General features: G+C 72.1%; 15 protein-coding genes and 2 pseudogenes. 9 read left to right on the forward strand and 8 right to left on the reverse strand.

The features are described 5' to 3' along the window. Nucleotides 1-79: 79 nt before the first annotated feature. The 3 genes from glnA to H297_RS0109770 form a co-directional block, all read right to left on the reverse strand. Entirely contained in the window at nt 80-1,441 is a 1,362-nt protein-coding gene (gene glnA / locus H297_RS0109760; RefSeq protein ID WP_027736886.1) for a type I glutamate--ammonia ligase, read from the reverse strand. Nucleotides 1,442-1,641: 200 nt separating this feature from the next. Further along, entirely contained in the window at nt 1,642-2,856 is a 1,215-nt protein-coding gene (locus tag H297_RS0109765) for a M20 family metallopeptidase (RefSeq protein ID WP_078513870.1), read from the reverse strand. Between the two features lie 49 nt (nt 2,857-2,905). After that, complete coding sequence (locus tag H297_RS0109770) at nt 2,906-3,928, reverse strand: LacI family DNA-binding transcriptional regulator (protein ID WP_027736888.1); 1,023 nt, start codon at nt 3,926-3,928, stop codon at nt 2,906-2,908. Between the two features lie 153 nt (nt 3,929-4,081). Here H297_RS0109770 and H297_RS0109775 point away from each other — a divergent pair, with 153 nt between their 5' ends. The 6 genes from H297_RS0109775 (at nt 4,082) to H297_RS0109800 (ending at nt 9,327) form a co-directional block, all read left to right on the forward strand. Beyond that, nucleotides 4,082-4,834 carry a glutamine amidotransferase gene (locus tag H297_RS0109775; RefSeq protein ID WP_027736889.1) on the forward strand — a complete coding sequence of 251 codons (753 nt, stop codon included), beginning with the start codon at nt 4,082-4,084 and terminating at the stop codon, nt 4,832-4,834. A gap of 30 nt (nt 4,835-4,864) precedes the next feature. Beyond that, nucleotides 4,865-5,224, forward strand: a complete 360-nt coding sequence (locus tag H297_RS0109780; protein WP_027736890.1) for a hypothetical protein — start codon at nt 4,865-4,867, stop codon at nt 5,222-5,224. 106 nt (nt 5,225-5,330) lie between these two features. Then, a complete protein-coding gene (locus tag H297_RS35560) occupies nt 5,331-6,353 on the forward strand; it encodes a DMT family transporter (protein WP_078513871.1) in 1,023 nt (340 codons plus the stop codon). Then, the gene (locus H297_RS0109790) at nt 6,350-7,432 is read left to right on the forward strand and encodes a phosphotriesterase family protein (RefSeq protein WP_037793420.1); all 1,083 of its coding nucleotides are present in this window, start codon (nt 6,350-6,352) and stop codon (nt 7,430-7,432) included. Before H297_RS35560 ends, H297_RS0109790 begins: the two co-directional genes overlap by 4 nt. Before the next feature lie 165 nt (nt 7,433-7,597). Next, nucleotides 7,598-8,695, forward strand: a complete 1,098-nt coding sequence (locus tag H297_RS0109795) for an LLM class flavin-dependent oxidoreductase (protein ID WP_027736892.1) — start codon at nt 7,598-7,600, stop codon at nt 8,693-8,695. Then, nucleotides 8,692-9,327 (forward strand): FMN reductase, encoded by a 636-nt coding sequence (locus H297_RS0109800; protein WP_027736893.1) that lies wholly within the window; start codon nt 8,692-8,694, stop codon nt 9,325-9,327. The genes H297_RS0109795 and H297_RS0109800 overlap by 4 nt, the downstream gene beginning before the upstream one ends. A gap of 84 nt (nt 9,328-9,411) precedes the next feature. Here H297_RS0109800 and H297_RS0109805 read toward each other — a convergent pair whose 3' ends face one another. The 4 genes and pseudogenes from H297_RS0109805 to H297_RS0109815 form a co-directional block, all read right to left on the reverse strand. After that, the gene (locus tag H297_RS0109805; protein ID WP_027736894.1) at nt 9,412-9,606 is read right to left on the reverse strand and encodes a DUF397 domain-containing protein; all 195 of its coding nucleotides are present in this window, start codon (nt 9,604-9,606) and stop codon (nt 9,412-9,414) included. 31 nt (nt 9,607-9,637) lie between these two features. Beyond that, nucleotides 9,638-9,832 carry a DUF397 domain-containing protein gene (locus tag H297_RS0109810; RefSeq protein WP_027736895.1) on the reverse strand — a complete coding sequence of 65 codons (195 nt, stop codon included), beginning with the start codon at nt 9,830-9,832 and terminating at the stop codon, nt 9,638-9,640. A gap of 29 nt (nt 9,833-9,861) precedes the next feature. Next, nucleotides 9,862-10,059 (reverse strand): DUF397 domain-containing protein, encoded by a 198-nt coding sequence (locus tag H297_RS44120; protein WP_486589464.1) that lies wholly within the window; start codon nt 10,057-10,059, stop codon nt 9,862-9,864. Between the two features lie 28 nt (nt 10,060-10,087). After that, nucleotides 10,088-10,876: pseudogene (locus H297_RS0109815) on the reverse strand (helix-turn-helix domain-containing protein); the annotation flags it as partial. Between the two features lie 142 nt (nt 10,877-11,018). Between H297_RS0109815 and H297_RS0109820 the strand changes: the two are divergent. Continuing rightward, nucleotides 11,019-11,210: a hypothetical protein gene (locus H297_RS0109820; protein WP_027736897.1), complete on the forward strand. Its 192-nt coding sequence runs from the start codon at nt 11,019-11,021 to the stop codon at nt 11,208-11,210. Nucleotides 11,211-11,391: 181 nt separating this feature from the next. Here H297_RS0109820 and H297_RS35565 read toward each other — a convergent pair whose 3' ends face one another. Next, the gene (locus tag H297_RS35565; RefSeq protein WP_037793425.1) at nt 11,392-12,009 is read right to left on the reverse strand and encodes a TetR/AcrR family transcriptional regulator; all 618 of its coding nucleotides are present in this window, start codon (nt 12,007-12,009) and stop codon (nt 11,392-11,394) included. 83 nt (nt 12,010-12,092) lie between these two features. Here H297_RS35565 and H297_RS0109830 point away from each other — a divergent pair, with 83 nt between their 5' ends. Both H297_RS0109830 and H297_RS44125 read left to right on the forward strand, forming a co-directional pair. Next, nucleotides 12,093-13,037: an aldo/keto reductase gene (locus tag H297_RS0109830; protein ID WP_027736898.1), complete on the forward strand. Its 945-nt coding sequence runs from the start codon at nt 12,093-12,095 to the stop codon at nt 13,035-13,037. 359 nt (nt 13,038-13,396) lie between these two features. Next, nucleotides 13,397-13,501, forward strand: a pseudogene (locus H297_RS44125) (WYL domain-containing protein); the annotation flags it as partial. Nucleotides 13,502-13,621: the final 120 nt, after the last annotated feature.

The raw sequence follows: 13,621 nt of genomic DNA on the forward strand, positions 1-13,621 counted from the left end.
GGGCCCGGGACCGGAGTCCCAAGAACGGGGACCACAGAAGCCGAGGCTCCAGCCGTTGGAGGGCTCGCAGGGTGGGAGCTCACAGTACCGGCAACGATTTGCGGAGCTCGAAAGCGGTGACCTCGCTCCGGTACTCCTCCCACTCCTGCTTCTTGTTCCGCAGGAAGAAGTCGAACACGTGCTCCCCCAAGGTCTGAGCGACCAGCTCGGACCGCTCCATGAGACTGATCGCCTCACCGAGGTTCTGCGGCAACGGCTCGATCCCCATCGCCCTGCGCTCCGCATCGGACAGCGCCCACACGTCGTCGTCGGCCCCCGCAGGGAGCTCGTACCCCTCCTCGATCCCCTTGAGCCCGGCGGCGAGCAGCACCGCGTAGGCGAGGTAGGGGTTGGCCCCGGAGTCCAGCGACCGCATCTCGACGCGGGTCGACCCCGTCTTGCCGGGCTTGTACATGGGCACCCGCACCAGCGCGGAGCGGTTGTTGTGGCCCCAGCAGATGTAGGAGGGCGATTCCCCGCCCTCACCCGCGGTGCGGTTCGCCCCGCCCCAGATCCGCTTGTAGGAGTTGACCCACTGGTTGGTGACGGCGGAGATCTCCCCCGCGTGGTGGAGGAGCCCGGCGATGAAGGAGCGGCCGACCTTGGAGAGCTGGTATTCGGAGCCGGACTCGTAGAAGGCGTTGCGGTCGCCCTCGAACAGCGACAGGTGGGTGTGCATGCCGGAGCCGGGGTGCTCGGAGAAGGGCTTGGGCATGAAGGTGGCCTGGACGCCCTGCTCCAGTGCGACCTGCTTCATGACCAGGCGGAACGTCATGATGTTGTCGGCCGTGGACAGCGCGTCGGCGTAGCGCAGGTCGATCTCCTGCTGTCCGGGGGCGCCCTCGTGGTGGGAGAACTCCACGGAGATGCCCATGGACTCCAGCATGGTGATGGCCTGGCGGCGGAAGTCCATGCCGACGGCCTGGGGGGTGTGGTCGAAGTAGCCGGAGGAGTCGGCGGGCACGGGCCGGGTGCCGTCGACGGGCTTCTCCTTGAGCAGGTAGAACTCGATCTCGGGGTGTGTGTAGAAGGTGAAGCCGAGGTCGGAGGCCTTGGCGAGGGCCCGCTTGAGGACGTAGCGCGGGTCGGCGTAGGAGGGGGAGCCGTCCGGCATGAGGATGTCGCAGAACATGCGGGCGGTGCCGGGGGCCTCGGCGCGCCAGGGCAGTATCTGGAAGGTGCCGGGGTCGGGCTTGGCGATCATGTCGGACTCGTACACGCGGGCGAAGCCCTCGATGGCCGAGCCGTCGAAGCCCATCCCCTCGTCGAACGCCTGCTCAAGCTCGGCGGGCGCGACCGCGACCGATTTCAGGAAGCCCAGGACGTCGGTGAACCAGAGGCGGACGAACCGGATGTCCCGCTCCTCCAGCGTGCGGAGCACGAACTCCTGCTGCTTGTCCATCGGCAATCACCCATCCTCGCTGGTCCGGTCAGCCTCCCCGGTCCGTGTGGCCGAGGTTGCGTCGGTGACACCCAGCGTCCCGCCGGACGGTTTCCCGCGGGTTGCGCATGTGTTGACGGTGTCCCACGCCCATTGCACCAGACACCGGCGTCCCGGGCCGCCGCCGCGTCGCGTCCGGGCCGTCCTCGCGCCGGAGAGGGTCAGGCGGCGGGGTCCGCGCGCCAGGTGGCGAGCAGTCGGCGGTAGGCGTCGGTCGCCGCGTGGAGCTTGTCCACCGAGCAGGTCTCGTCGGTGGTGTGTGCCTGTTCGGGGTCGCCAGGACCGTGCAGGAGTACCGCCGGTGAGCCGAGCTTTCCGGCGAGCACGGACGCGTCGGTGAAGTAGGTGGCGTAGTCCGCCGCCGGCATACGCGGGTCCTGACCGTCGGCACCGGACGCTTCTGCGGCCGTGGCGTGCAGCGCGGCGGCGAGCCGTCCGACGAGCGGGCCGGCCGGGTCGGTGGCGATGCTGGGCAGGTCGAGGAGACGTTCGATGCGGGTGCCGGGTGCGGCGAGCGCGCCGACCTTCGCGAGCGCGTCCTCGGTGCCGAAGCCGGGGACGGTGCGGATGTCGAGGTCGAGTTCCGCGTGGTCGGGCACGAGGTTGGGCTGCACTCCGGCGCGGAAGGCGCCGGGGTTGACGGTGACCGGGCCGTGCGTGGGGCTGACGGGCCAGGCGTCGTGCGTGTGCAGACGGGCCGCGGTGGCGGCGAGCGCCACCAGCGCGTTCTCGCCGAGTTCCGGCCGGGAGCCGTGGGCGCTGCGCCCCTGCGCGGTGAGCCGCAGCCACAAGGCGCCCTTGTGCCCGAGGACGAGCCGGTTGCCGGTGGGTTCGGCCACCAGCAACGCGGGGCTGGGCGCCAGGTCTGTCAGGTGCCGTGCCCCCTCGCAGCCGGTCTCCTCACCGAAGGTGAACACGAGCTGGAGCGCGGCGCCCCGGGCGCTCCCGGCCTCCTGCGCTGTTCCGCCCTCGGCCACGTGGTCGAGGGCGGCGCAGACGAGGGCGGCGACCCCGGCCTTCATGTCGCTGCTGCCCCGGCCCCGCAGCCGGTCGCCGTGCACCTGGCCGCTGAGCGGGTCGAAGGACCAGCCGGCGGGGTCGGCGGGCACCGTGTCCAGGTGCCCGGTCAGGGTGAGCGGGGTGCCCGCTCCGTACCGGGCGACGAGGTTGGCCCGGCCAGGATCCGGTTCGTCGAGGCGCACGGCGAAGCCCGCGTCGTCCAGCAGTGTGGCGAGCAGGGTCGCGGCGGGCTTCTCGTTGCCGCCCCGGGTGTCCAGGGTGATCAGGCGCCGGGCGAGTGCGAGCGGGTCACGGGGCGGGTCGGCGGAGGGTGCGGCCACGGGAGGGGACGGGTGGGACGGCCGGATGTCGGGCATGCGGGGCTCCCTTGTCGGTACGGGGGCGGGTGCCGCGGCGGGGCGGCCGTCAGGCGCCGGGCGCCGTGGCCGAGCCGCGGATGACCAGGTGCAGCGGGAAGACGCGGGTGACGCGCTCCCCGGCCCGGTTCTCGACCCTGGCCTGGACGAGGTCGAGCGCGGAGCGGGCGAGGTCGGCGACGGGCTGCTGGAGGGTGGTGAGCTTGGGCCGCAGCCACTCGCCGACGCGGATTCCGTCGCAGCCGACGACGGACAGGTCCTCGGGGATGCGCAGCCCGTGCAGTTCGGCGGCCGAGAGCATGCCGACGGCGACGATGTCGCTGCCCGCGAAGACGGCGGTGGGCGGTTCCGCGGCTCCGGTCAGGTACGGGAAGGTGCTGGCGCCGAACTGCTCGGTGTAGGGGCCGTGCAGGACGAGGGACTCGTCCACGGGCAGGTCCGCGTGCGCCATCGCGTCGCGGAAGCCGCGCAGCCGGTCGCGGCTGGTGGACAGCTCCGGCGGGCCCGCGACGTGCGCGATGCGGCGGTGTCCGAGCTGGGCGAGGTAGGCGGTGGCCTGGTAGGCGCCGCCGTAGTTGTCCACGGAGATGGCGTCGGCCTGCGAGGTGTCGGCGATCTCCTCGTCCAGGACGACGACGGGCAGTCCGCCGCTGATGGCCTTGACGAGCCGGGGGTTCCGGCGGTGGATGCCGACGTAGATCATGCCGTCCACCGCGTCGGTGCGTGCGACGAGTTCGCTCAGTCCGGCCTCGCGGCGGGACTGCCGGCCGGTGACCCCGACGACGAGCGAGATCCCGCCGGCGGCGGCCGTGGCGGCGATCTCCTCGGCCAGCTCGGCGAAGAACGGGTTGACGAGGTCGGGCACGATCAGCGCGATGACGGGGCTCTCGGCGGGGGCGGGGGCCTGTGCGGGCGCCGGGGCCGCGGCGGGCGGTGCCTCGTATCCCAGGTCGCGGACCGCGGCGTCGATGCGTCCGGCGGTCTCGGGGTTCACCTTCAGTTGCCCGCGCAGATACCGGGACACCGTGGACGCCGAGACGTGCGCGTGTTGCGCAACACGGGCCAGGGTCACGCTCTCCTCCTCTTCGCCGGTGTGCGCATGTGACTCCAGAGTGTACCGAGTGTCTTTCTTCCTACACCCATTGACTCTGCACAACGGCAGTCTTAACGTTGCGCAACAACGAGCAATACGGCACAAATTTTGCGCAACACCTAGGAGACAAGCATGGCCAGCGTCCTCCTCGCAGGCGAGTCCTGGATCAATGCCTCGACCGACTTCAAGGGCTACGACGCCTTTCCCCACGCCCAGCTCGAAATCGGCGCCACCCCGCTCATCGAGGCGCTGGAGGCCGAGGGGCACCAGGTCACGCACCTGCCCTCGCACGCGGTGGCGACCGACTTCCCCGAGACGCTGGAGAAGCTCGCCGCCTACGACGTCGTGATCCTCTCCGACATCGGCGCCAACTCCCTGCTGCTGCCTCCGCAGGTGTTCGCGCAGGGGCGCCCCTTCCCCAACCGCCTCAAGCTGCTCGCCGAGTGGGTGGGCCGGGGCGGCGGGCTGGCGATGGCCGGGGGCTACCTGAGCTTCCAGGGCTTCCAGGCCAAGGCCAACTACCACGACACCCCCGTCGAGGCGGTGCTGCCCGTCTCGATCCTCCCCTACGACGACCGCGTGGAGTGCCCTGAAGGGGTCACCGGCGAGCTGTCCGGCGAGGCCCACCCCGTCACCGCCGGGCTCGACACCACCTGGCCCCTCCTGCTCGGCTACCAGAAGCTGACCGCCAAGCCGGACGCGCAGGTGCTGGCCACCGTCGAGTCCCGCCCGCTGCTGGCCGTACGGGACGAGGGCGCGGGGCGCACGCTCGCCTTCGCCTCCGACATCTCCCCGCACTGGGCCCCCACCGAGTTCGTCGAGTGGGCGGGCTACCGGCGGCTGTTCCACCAGGCCGTCAGCTGGCTCGCGGGAAGCGCGGAGTGACCCCCCGTGGCACCTCCAGGGAGCGCGGTGGTGGGCAGCCTCAAGAGGGCGCGGCTGAGCAGCGCACGGCCGCCCCGTAACGCAGCGACGAGCACGCTCCGTAACGGAGAGGCGAGCGCACCCGACGGCGGAGAGGCGGTCGCGGCGTCGGCGGTCACTGCCCGGCGGAGCCGTACGCTGGTCCCGGAAGGGGACCTCGTCGCCCCGGAGGCCGACGGCAGCGCGGTCCTGCCCCGCGGCGCCCGGCGGGCCGTCCACCTCGCAGCCCGCACCGGCACCCCGGCCCGCACCGGCCCGGCCGGGGCCACCACCGCGGCCGGGGAGAGCTTCCGCACCGCATCGGCGGACGCGCCGCCCGGCAGCGCCGCCCTGCTCGGCGCGGCCCCCTGAGCGAGCGCCGTCACCACCATCCGGCGGGTCGCCCCAGCTTCCGGCCGGTCCGGTCCGACATCCCCGGGTCCCCTTCCAGAACGCAGCGCGAAAGGGCGGCGACACGATGACCCACCTGACTCCCCCGGCCCCGGCCCCCGCCGTGGCCCCCGAACCCCGGCAGCGCACGCCCCGCAGCGCGACCACCGCGCTCCTCGTGGTCGCGACCGTGCTGGCGGGCACCCTCAGCCCGCTCCAGTCCACCGTCAACGGCGCCCTCGGCAAGGAGATCGACGACGGCAACGGCGCCGCCGTCATCTCCTTCGGCAGCGGTCTGATCCTGATGGCCGTCCTCGTCTTCGCCCGGCCCACCACCCGCCGCCAGGCCCTGGCCCTGCCCCGGCTGATCCGCAGCGGTCAGATCGGCTGGTGGAACTACCTGGCGGGCCTGTGCGGCGGCGCCGTGGTGCTGTCCGAGGGGATCGCCGTCGGCGCTCTCGGGGTGGCCGTCTTCCAGATCTCCCTGATCTGCGGCATGGTCATCTCCGGCGTGATCTGCGACCGTTTCGGTGTCACCTCCGAGGTCAAGCAGCCCGTCTCGGCGCCCCGGCTGCTGGGCGCCGTGCTCGCCGTGGCCGCCACCACCCTGGCCATCTCCCCCGCCCTGCACGTGCCCGGCGCGGTCGTCATGGCCGTGCTGCCGTTCGCCGCCGGGCTGCTGGCCGGCTGGCAGCCCGCGGGCAACGCGGCCGTCGCCCGCTCCAGCGGCTCCGTGCTGGTCTCGATCGGCTTCAACTTCCTCGTCGGCTTCACGGTGCTGCTGATCGGCTACCTGATCCGGCTGGGGACAGGATCCGGCCACTTCGCGCTGCCGGAGACCTGGTGGATGTACACCGGCGGCGCCCTCGGGCTGCTGTCGATCGCCTTCATGGCGCTGCTCGTGCGCGGTCTCGGGCTGCTCCTCCTCGGACTCTCCTCGGTGGCGGGCCAGCTCCTGGGCTCCCTGATCCTCGGTGCCATCAGCCCGTCCCTGGGGGAGGGAATCCACCTGGTGACCATCGGCGGTACGGTGCTGGCGCTCGTCGCCGCGGGGATCGCGATGATCCCCTCCCGTGGCCCGCGCGAGACGAACGGTGCGGAGCAGTCATGACCACTTCCGCGGGCACAGCCTCGCAGACCCCGTACGGGCCGGCCGTCCAGACGGTCCTGGGGCCGGTCCCCGCCGACCGGCTCGGGCTCGTCCTGCCGCACGAGCACCTGTTCAACGACCTGTCCGGGGTGCGGAATCCGCCCTCCTACGGCTTCACCGAGGAACTGCCCGAGCGGCCGGTGAGCGCCTCGGTGGCCTGGGCGCTGCGGCACGACCCGTACTGCAACCGCGACAACGTCGCCGCCAAGCCGCTGGCCGACGTGGTGCGGGAGATCGACACCTTCCGTGACTGCGGCGGCGGGACCCTGGTCGATGTCACCTCCAGTGCGGCGATCGGACGGAGTCCGGAGCTGTTGCGGCAGGCGGCCGAGCGCAGTGGCGTCCATGTCGTGATGGGGTGCGGGGCCTATCTGGAGCGGTTCGAGGGCGAGCGGATCGGCGCCGCGGTCGAGGAGCAGGCGGCGCGGATCGTCGCGGAGCTGGACCACGGCATCGGCCCGCACGCGGTACGGCCCGGCATCATCGGGGAGATCGGGGTCTCCCCCGCGTTCACCGAGGCGGAGCGCGCCTCGGTGCGGGCGGCCGCGCTGGCTCAGCTGGACCGGCCGCACATCCCGCTGATGCTGCACCTGCCGGGCTGGCAGCGCCGGGCGCACGAGGTGCTCGACCTGGTGCTGGACGAGGTCGGGGTGGCACCCGGCCGGGTCGTGCTGGCCCATATGGATCCCTCCGGGCACGACGCCGCCTACCAGGATGCGGTGGCGGCACGCGGGGTGTGGCTGGAGTTCGACATGATCGGCATGGAGGTCGCCTTCCCCGGGGAAGGGGCCGCCCCGTCGGCGCCCCAGACGGCCGAGGCGGTCGCGCGGCTCGCCCGGCGCGGGCACGCGGGGCAGCTTCTGCTCAGCCACGATCTGTTTCTGAAGCAGATGTGGACCCAGCACGGTGGCAACGGGTTCACCTTCGTGCCCACCGTGTTCGGCGAGATGCTGGCCGACCGGGGGCTGGATCGCGCGTCGATCGCCCGCCTGACCCACGACAACCCGGCCCGCATGCTGGCCCCGGGGACGGCCGCCTGACCGCGCGACGCCCGCTGGCCAGCGCGTTGTCACTGGTCAGCGAGGCCCCTCCGGCGCGGGGAATGCACACTGGTCCGAGAGCATTGACGAGGATGTAGTTCAACGGTCAACTACTTCATCGACGAGCGCACGAGGACGGCGAGCACCATGACGGCCACCACCCCCATCCAGTTCGGGATCTTCACCGTCGGCGACGTGACCCCCGACCCGACGACCGGGAGGACGCCGACCGAGCACGAGCGGATCACGGCGATGCTCACCCTCGCGCAGAAGGCGGAGGAGGTCGGGCTCGACGTCTTCGCCACCGGCGAGCACCACAACCCGCCGTTCGTCCCGTCCTCCCCGACGACGATGCTCGGCTGGATCGCCGCCCGCACCGAGCGGCTGATCCTGTCCACCTCCACGACGCTGATCACCACCAACGACCCGGTGAAGATCGCGGAGGACTTCGCGATGCTCCAGCACGTCGCCGAGGGCCGGGTCGACGTGATGATGGGCCGCGGCAACACCGGGCCGGTCTACCCGTGGTTCGGCCAGGACATCCGCCAGGGCATCCCGCTGGCCATCGAGAACTACGCGCTGCTGCGCCGCCTGTGGACGGAGGACGTCGTCGACTGGCAGGGCCGCTTCCGTACGCCCCTCCAGGGCTTCACCTCCACCCCGCGCCCGCTGGACGGTGTCCCGCCGTTCGTGTGGCACGGCTCCATCCGCAGCCCGGAGATCGCCGAGCAGGCGGCCTACTACGGTGACGGCTTCTTCGCCAACAACATCTTCTGGCCCAAGGACCACTTCAAGCGTCTGATCACCCTCTACCGTGACCGCTTCGAGCACTACGGGCACGGCACGCGTGAGCAGGCGTACGTCGGCCTCGGCGGGCAGGTCTTCATGCGGAGGAACTCGCAGGACGCGGTGAGGGAGTTCCGGCCCTACTTCGACAACGCACCCGTCTACGGACACGGCCCCAGCCTGGAGGAGTTCACCGACCAGACGCCGCTGACCGTCGGCAGCCCGCAGGAGGTCATCGACAAGACGCTGACCTTCCGCGAGTCCTTCGGCGACTACCAGCGGCAGTTGTTCCTGATGGACCACGCGGGGCTGCCGCTGAAGACCGTGCTGGAGCAGTTGGACATGCTGGGCGAGGAGGTCGTGCCGGTGCTGCGCAAGGAGATGGCCGCCGGGCGCCCCGCGGGCACGGCGGACGCCCCCACCCACGCCGCCCGCGTCGCCGCACGCGACGCCGAGCAGGAGGGAGCCGCCGTATGAGGCCCGTGAAACTGGCCGTCGTCTCGGCCGGGCTGGGCGAACCGTCCTCCACCCGGCTGCTGGCCGACCGGCTGGCCGAGGCGGCCCGCGTCGCCCTGGAGGACCAGGAGCGGGAGGTGGAGATTACGACGGTCGAACTGCGGGACGTGGCCACCGAGATCGCCCACAACTTCACCACCGGCTTCGCCGGCGCGGCGCTGCGGGAGGCGAGCGAGCGGGTGACGGAGGCGGACGGGCTGATCGCCGTCACGCCCGTCTTCTCCGCGTCCTACAGCGGCCTGTTCAAGTCGTTCTTCGACGTGCTCGACAACGACGCGCTCACGGGCAAGCCCGTCCTGCTCGGGGCGACGGGCGGCACCCCGCGCCACTCCCTGGTGCTGGAGCACGCCATGCGGCCGCTCTTCTCCTACCTGCGCGCGGTGACGGTGCCGACCGCCGTCTACGCGGCGACCGACGACTGGGCCGCCGCCGACGACGGACTCACCCCCTCGCTGCCCCGCCGGGTCGCCCGAGCGGGCGGTGAACTGGCGGGACTGGTCGCTCCCCGGGCGACGCAGGAGCCCGGCCCCGAGGCGGAGGAGGTCGTCCCCTTCGCACAGCAGCTCGCGGCGCTGCGGGTGGAGGAGGACTGAACGGCCCGGGCCCGGGGCACCCCGGCCCGGGGCGGGTGACCGTGCGGCGGCCCCGGAGGCTGGTGCCTCCGGGGCCGCTGTGGCTCAGCGGACGGCCCGCTTCACCCCGTCGACGAACGCGGTCCACGCGGCGACCGAGAACGTGAGCGGCGCCCGGCTGGTGTCCTTGCTGTCACGAACCGGGATGTCGGCCCCGCCTGACATGAGACCCGGGGCCCACTCGACGCAGTTGCCGCCTTGTTTGTCGCTGTAGCTGGACTTGGTCCACGTCGCGGTCACAGTGCCCTCCTCGTCACCCGGGGGGCGGGATTCAGCGCTTGTCGCGCTTAACGCCCTCAACGAAGGCTGTCCAGGCAGACGGCGAGAATGCCAACGGCACCCGGCTGATGTCCTTGCTGTCACGCACGGGGACGGTCCCGTCGCCGGACAGAAGCCCCGGGACCCACTCGACGCACTGGCCTCCTTGGCTGTCGCTGTAGGTGGACCTGACCCAGGTTGCGCTCATGGAGCCTCCCCGCCATCGGCGTACAGAAGTCAGCACGCGTCGCGCTTCACGTCCTCCACGAAGGCTGCCCACGCGGCAGGCGAAAACGCCAACGCGGCCAGGCCGGTGTCCTTACTGTCCCGCACCGGGACGACCCTCACGTCGGACACGAGCCCCGGGGCCCACTCGACGCAGTTGCCTCCTTGCTGGTCGCTGTAGCTGCTCTTGGTCCACTGCGTTTCGCTCATGCTCGTCCTTTACGGCGCTGATGAAGGCCACTGATTCACGCGGACTCAACGAACTAGCCCGGATGTGATCGTAAAGGCGGGCGGAACTGGCGACAGTTTCAGGGCCGTCGTACGGCTGCCCACCCTGGGGACCCTCGACGAAGACACACGGCCTGCTGCCGGGGATGTCCAGCAGGACGTACGGAGTACCGATACCAGCCTCTGTCGCCGAGTATGGCAACACCTGCACCGTGAGCGTCTTGTGCCGTCGCGCCTGCTCTGCGAGGTGCTTCATCTGTTCCGCCATCACTCGGGCCGACCCGACTGAGGCCCGTAGGCACGCTTCGCTCAACACCACCCACACGCCGGGCGGATCGGGCCTCTCAAGGATCTCCCGGCGCCGCATGCGACTGGCCACCTTCGCGTCGATGTCTCGCGGCGACACATTGGGGCGCCCGCCGCTCAGCGATACCCGCGCGTATGCCTCGGTCTGCAACAGGCCCATGATGAAAATGGTGGAGAAGTCTCGGACCGCAGTCGCGGCGCGCTCCGCGTCGATGTACGGGGCGAACCACGCCGGGTACTCCCCTTCGACCACGCGGCGGAGTTGCCGGACGAACAAGTCACCCGTGCCGAACGTGCGGTCACACGCCTCGGCGAACTTCACCGAAGGCATGAACTCCCCCGACTCGACCCTGCTCACATAGCTCTGGGTGTAGCCGGTGGCCGTGGCGAATGCGGTCTGGGAGATACCGCGAGCCCGCCTCACCCGGCGGACGTCCTCCCCGAGACTTGGCGGGATACTCATACCTGTTGGCCGCTTGCCTACCCCACCCATGAGGACCTGCACCAACTTCCGTCAGTAGTACGCACGTTCGGCCGCCCCTCCATGAGGAAAGGTGCTCATACCGCTTCATCGTAGCCCTCTACGTGTTGTCCTCACCACAGGGAGTCACCAACTCGACCACCGGGTGGGAACGATGGAGCAACCGGAAGGCGGGGGCGCGGCACGCCCCTGCGAGGACTGCGCGTGGTACCGCACGATGATCAACCGCGCGGCGGGCGACCCGCGGCCCCGGGCGGGCCTCGAAGCCCTCTTCGGCGCACACCTGCGCCGCAACCACGCGCCGGAGGCACCCGCCGAGGGGCGCCGGCACCTGCGGGGGCTGTGAGGTGTGGGCCGTGGGTGAGGTCGCCCAGGACAGGAAGACCGGGAAGACGGGGACGATCATCCAGGTGACGGGGCCTGCCCCGTTCATCCACCGCCTCATGCTGGACGAGGGGGACCCGCCCATCGTCGTGTACCGCTACGGCGACCAACTGCGCCGCGTCCCGGGCCGGACGGCCACAGGCTCAGCCGCCGGGGCGGGGGCGGAGCGCGTCGACGATGAGGTCGAGCAGGGGGCCGATCCGGCGCGGGGCGCCGCCGGTGGCGGCGGTGGAGTGGAAGAGGCCGAGCAGCAGGGTGAGGACGTCGTCCGGGTCGACGTCACCGCGCAGGGAGCCCGTCCGCGCCCCGGCCTCCAGGACGGTGGCGACGGCGGCGGTGAGGCGCCCCCGCGTGTCGGGGGTGGCGATGCTGCCCGAGGCCCAGCCCGCCCGCAGGGTGTCGAGCAGGCCGCGTTTGGCCGCCACGAACCCCGCGTAGCGGTCGAGCCAGGCGCGCAGTGCAGCCTCGGGCGGCAGCTCGGCGAGCAGGGCGGGGACGGCGGTGACGACCTCGTCCAGCTCGGCGGCGTAGACCGCTTCGACGAGCGCTTCGCGGGTCGGGAAGTGTCGGTAGAGCGTGCCGATGCCGACGCCGGCCTCGCGGGCGACGGCTTCGAGCGGGACGGCACCCTCGGCGGCGGCGAACGCGGTGCGCGCCGCGGTGAGGAGCTTTTCGCGGTTCCGCCGCGCGTCGGCGCGGGCGGGGCGGCCGGGGCCGGGCGGGTCGGCGGCACCGCGGGGCGGCGGCTCGGACGTGGTCAAAACGGAGGGCCCTCCGGTAATGCTACAGTCGACAGAGCGGAGGATCCTCCGCTTATCCCATCGTCTCACGAGAACGGGACCCCATGACGGCCTCCTCCACCCCTTCTCCCGACACCACGGCCACCGGCGCCCCCCGCGCGGGAGGGCCGGGCCGACTCGCCGGCCGTACCGTCTCCCGCGTCGGCTACGGCGCCATGCAGCTCGAACGCCTGCATGGCGACCGCGCCTCGGCTCTGGCGATCCTGCGCCGCGCGGTCGAGCTCGGCGTGGACCACGTCGACACCGCCCAGTTCTACGGCGACGGCTTCGTCAACGACCTCGTCCGCGAGGCGATCCGCCCCGAGGACGGCGTCCTCGTCGTCACCAAGGTCGGCGCCACCTCCGACCCCGGCGGCCGCTTCCCGCTGCGGCTGGCGCAGCGGCCCGAGGAGCTGCGGGCCGAGGTGGAGGCCAACCTCGCCGCCCTCCGCCTGGAGCAGCTTCCCGTGGTCAACCTGCGCCGCGCAGAGACCGGTCCGGGGCTGCGCGCCGAGGGCGAGCAGCTCGTCGACATCGACGACCAGCTCGCCGTGCTGACCGCCCTGCGCGACGAGGGCAAGATCGACAAGCTCGGGGTCAGCAACGTCGGCCCCGACGAGTTGCGCCGGGCGCTCCCGGTCGGCCCCGTGTGCGTGCAGAACAGCTACAGCCTCGTGTCCCGCGGCGACGAGGAGATGCTCAGGGTCTGCCTCGACGAGAACATCGCCTGGGTGCCGTACTTCCCGCTCGGCAGCGCGTTCCCCGGCATGCCCAAGGCGACCGACGAGCCCGCTGTCCGCGCCGCTGCGGAGTCCCTGGGCGCCACCCCCTCGCAGATCGGGCTGGCCTGGCTCCTCCACCACGCGCCGAACGTGCTGCTCATTCCCGGGACGGCCGACGCCGCACACCTGGAGGCGAACGTCGCCGCGGGCGCGCTCACCCTCGATGAGGCGACACTCGCCGCACTGGACGCCGTTCCGACCCGGGCGGGAGAGCCCACGTTCGAGTGAGGCCCCGGGCCTCCACGGCCTCAGCGCTTCTTCCGCCGCAGCACCGGTGCGCGGCCGCCACGGCGGCTACCGGCTCGCGCCCGGCTACCGGCTGCCGCCGCTGATGTTCGCCGAGGGAGGAGTCCCTCGCTGTTCTGCTGGGTCTCCTGGCGGGCCGCAGGACCGGGCTGTCCGCCAGGGACGTGGCGGCGGGTGAGAGCGCCGCGGCGAAACTGCGCCGCGTTCTGCCGGGCCGCCTGGCCCAGCGGCTGGAGGCGCTGCTGGAGGCCGTCGGTTTCACCGGACCGCCTCCCGCGGCCGCCCCTCCGGAAGCGGACGTGCTGCTCGCACTCGTCGCAGCCGCGCGCCACCAGCACCCCGTGGCACTCACCTACGGCGACCGCAGGTGCCGCGTCAGCGACCGCACGGTGCCGCCTTACGGCCTCGTGGCGCATTCCGGGCGCTGGTATCCGACCGCCGCGGACGGGGCCGCCGGGGACGGCGAGGTACGCACCTTCCGGCTGGACCGGATCACCGCCCTGTCCGTGCAGTCCGGCTCGTTCGAGATCGCGGCGGGTCTCGACCCGGTGGCCACCGTGCTGGAC

It is taken from the genome of Streptomyces sp. CNT360, assembly GCF_000424785.1.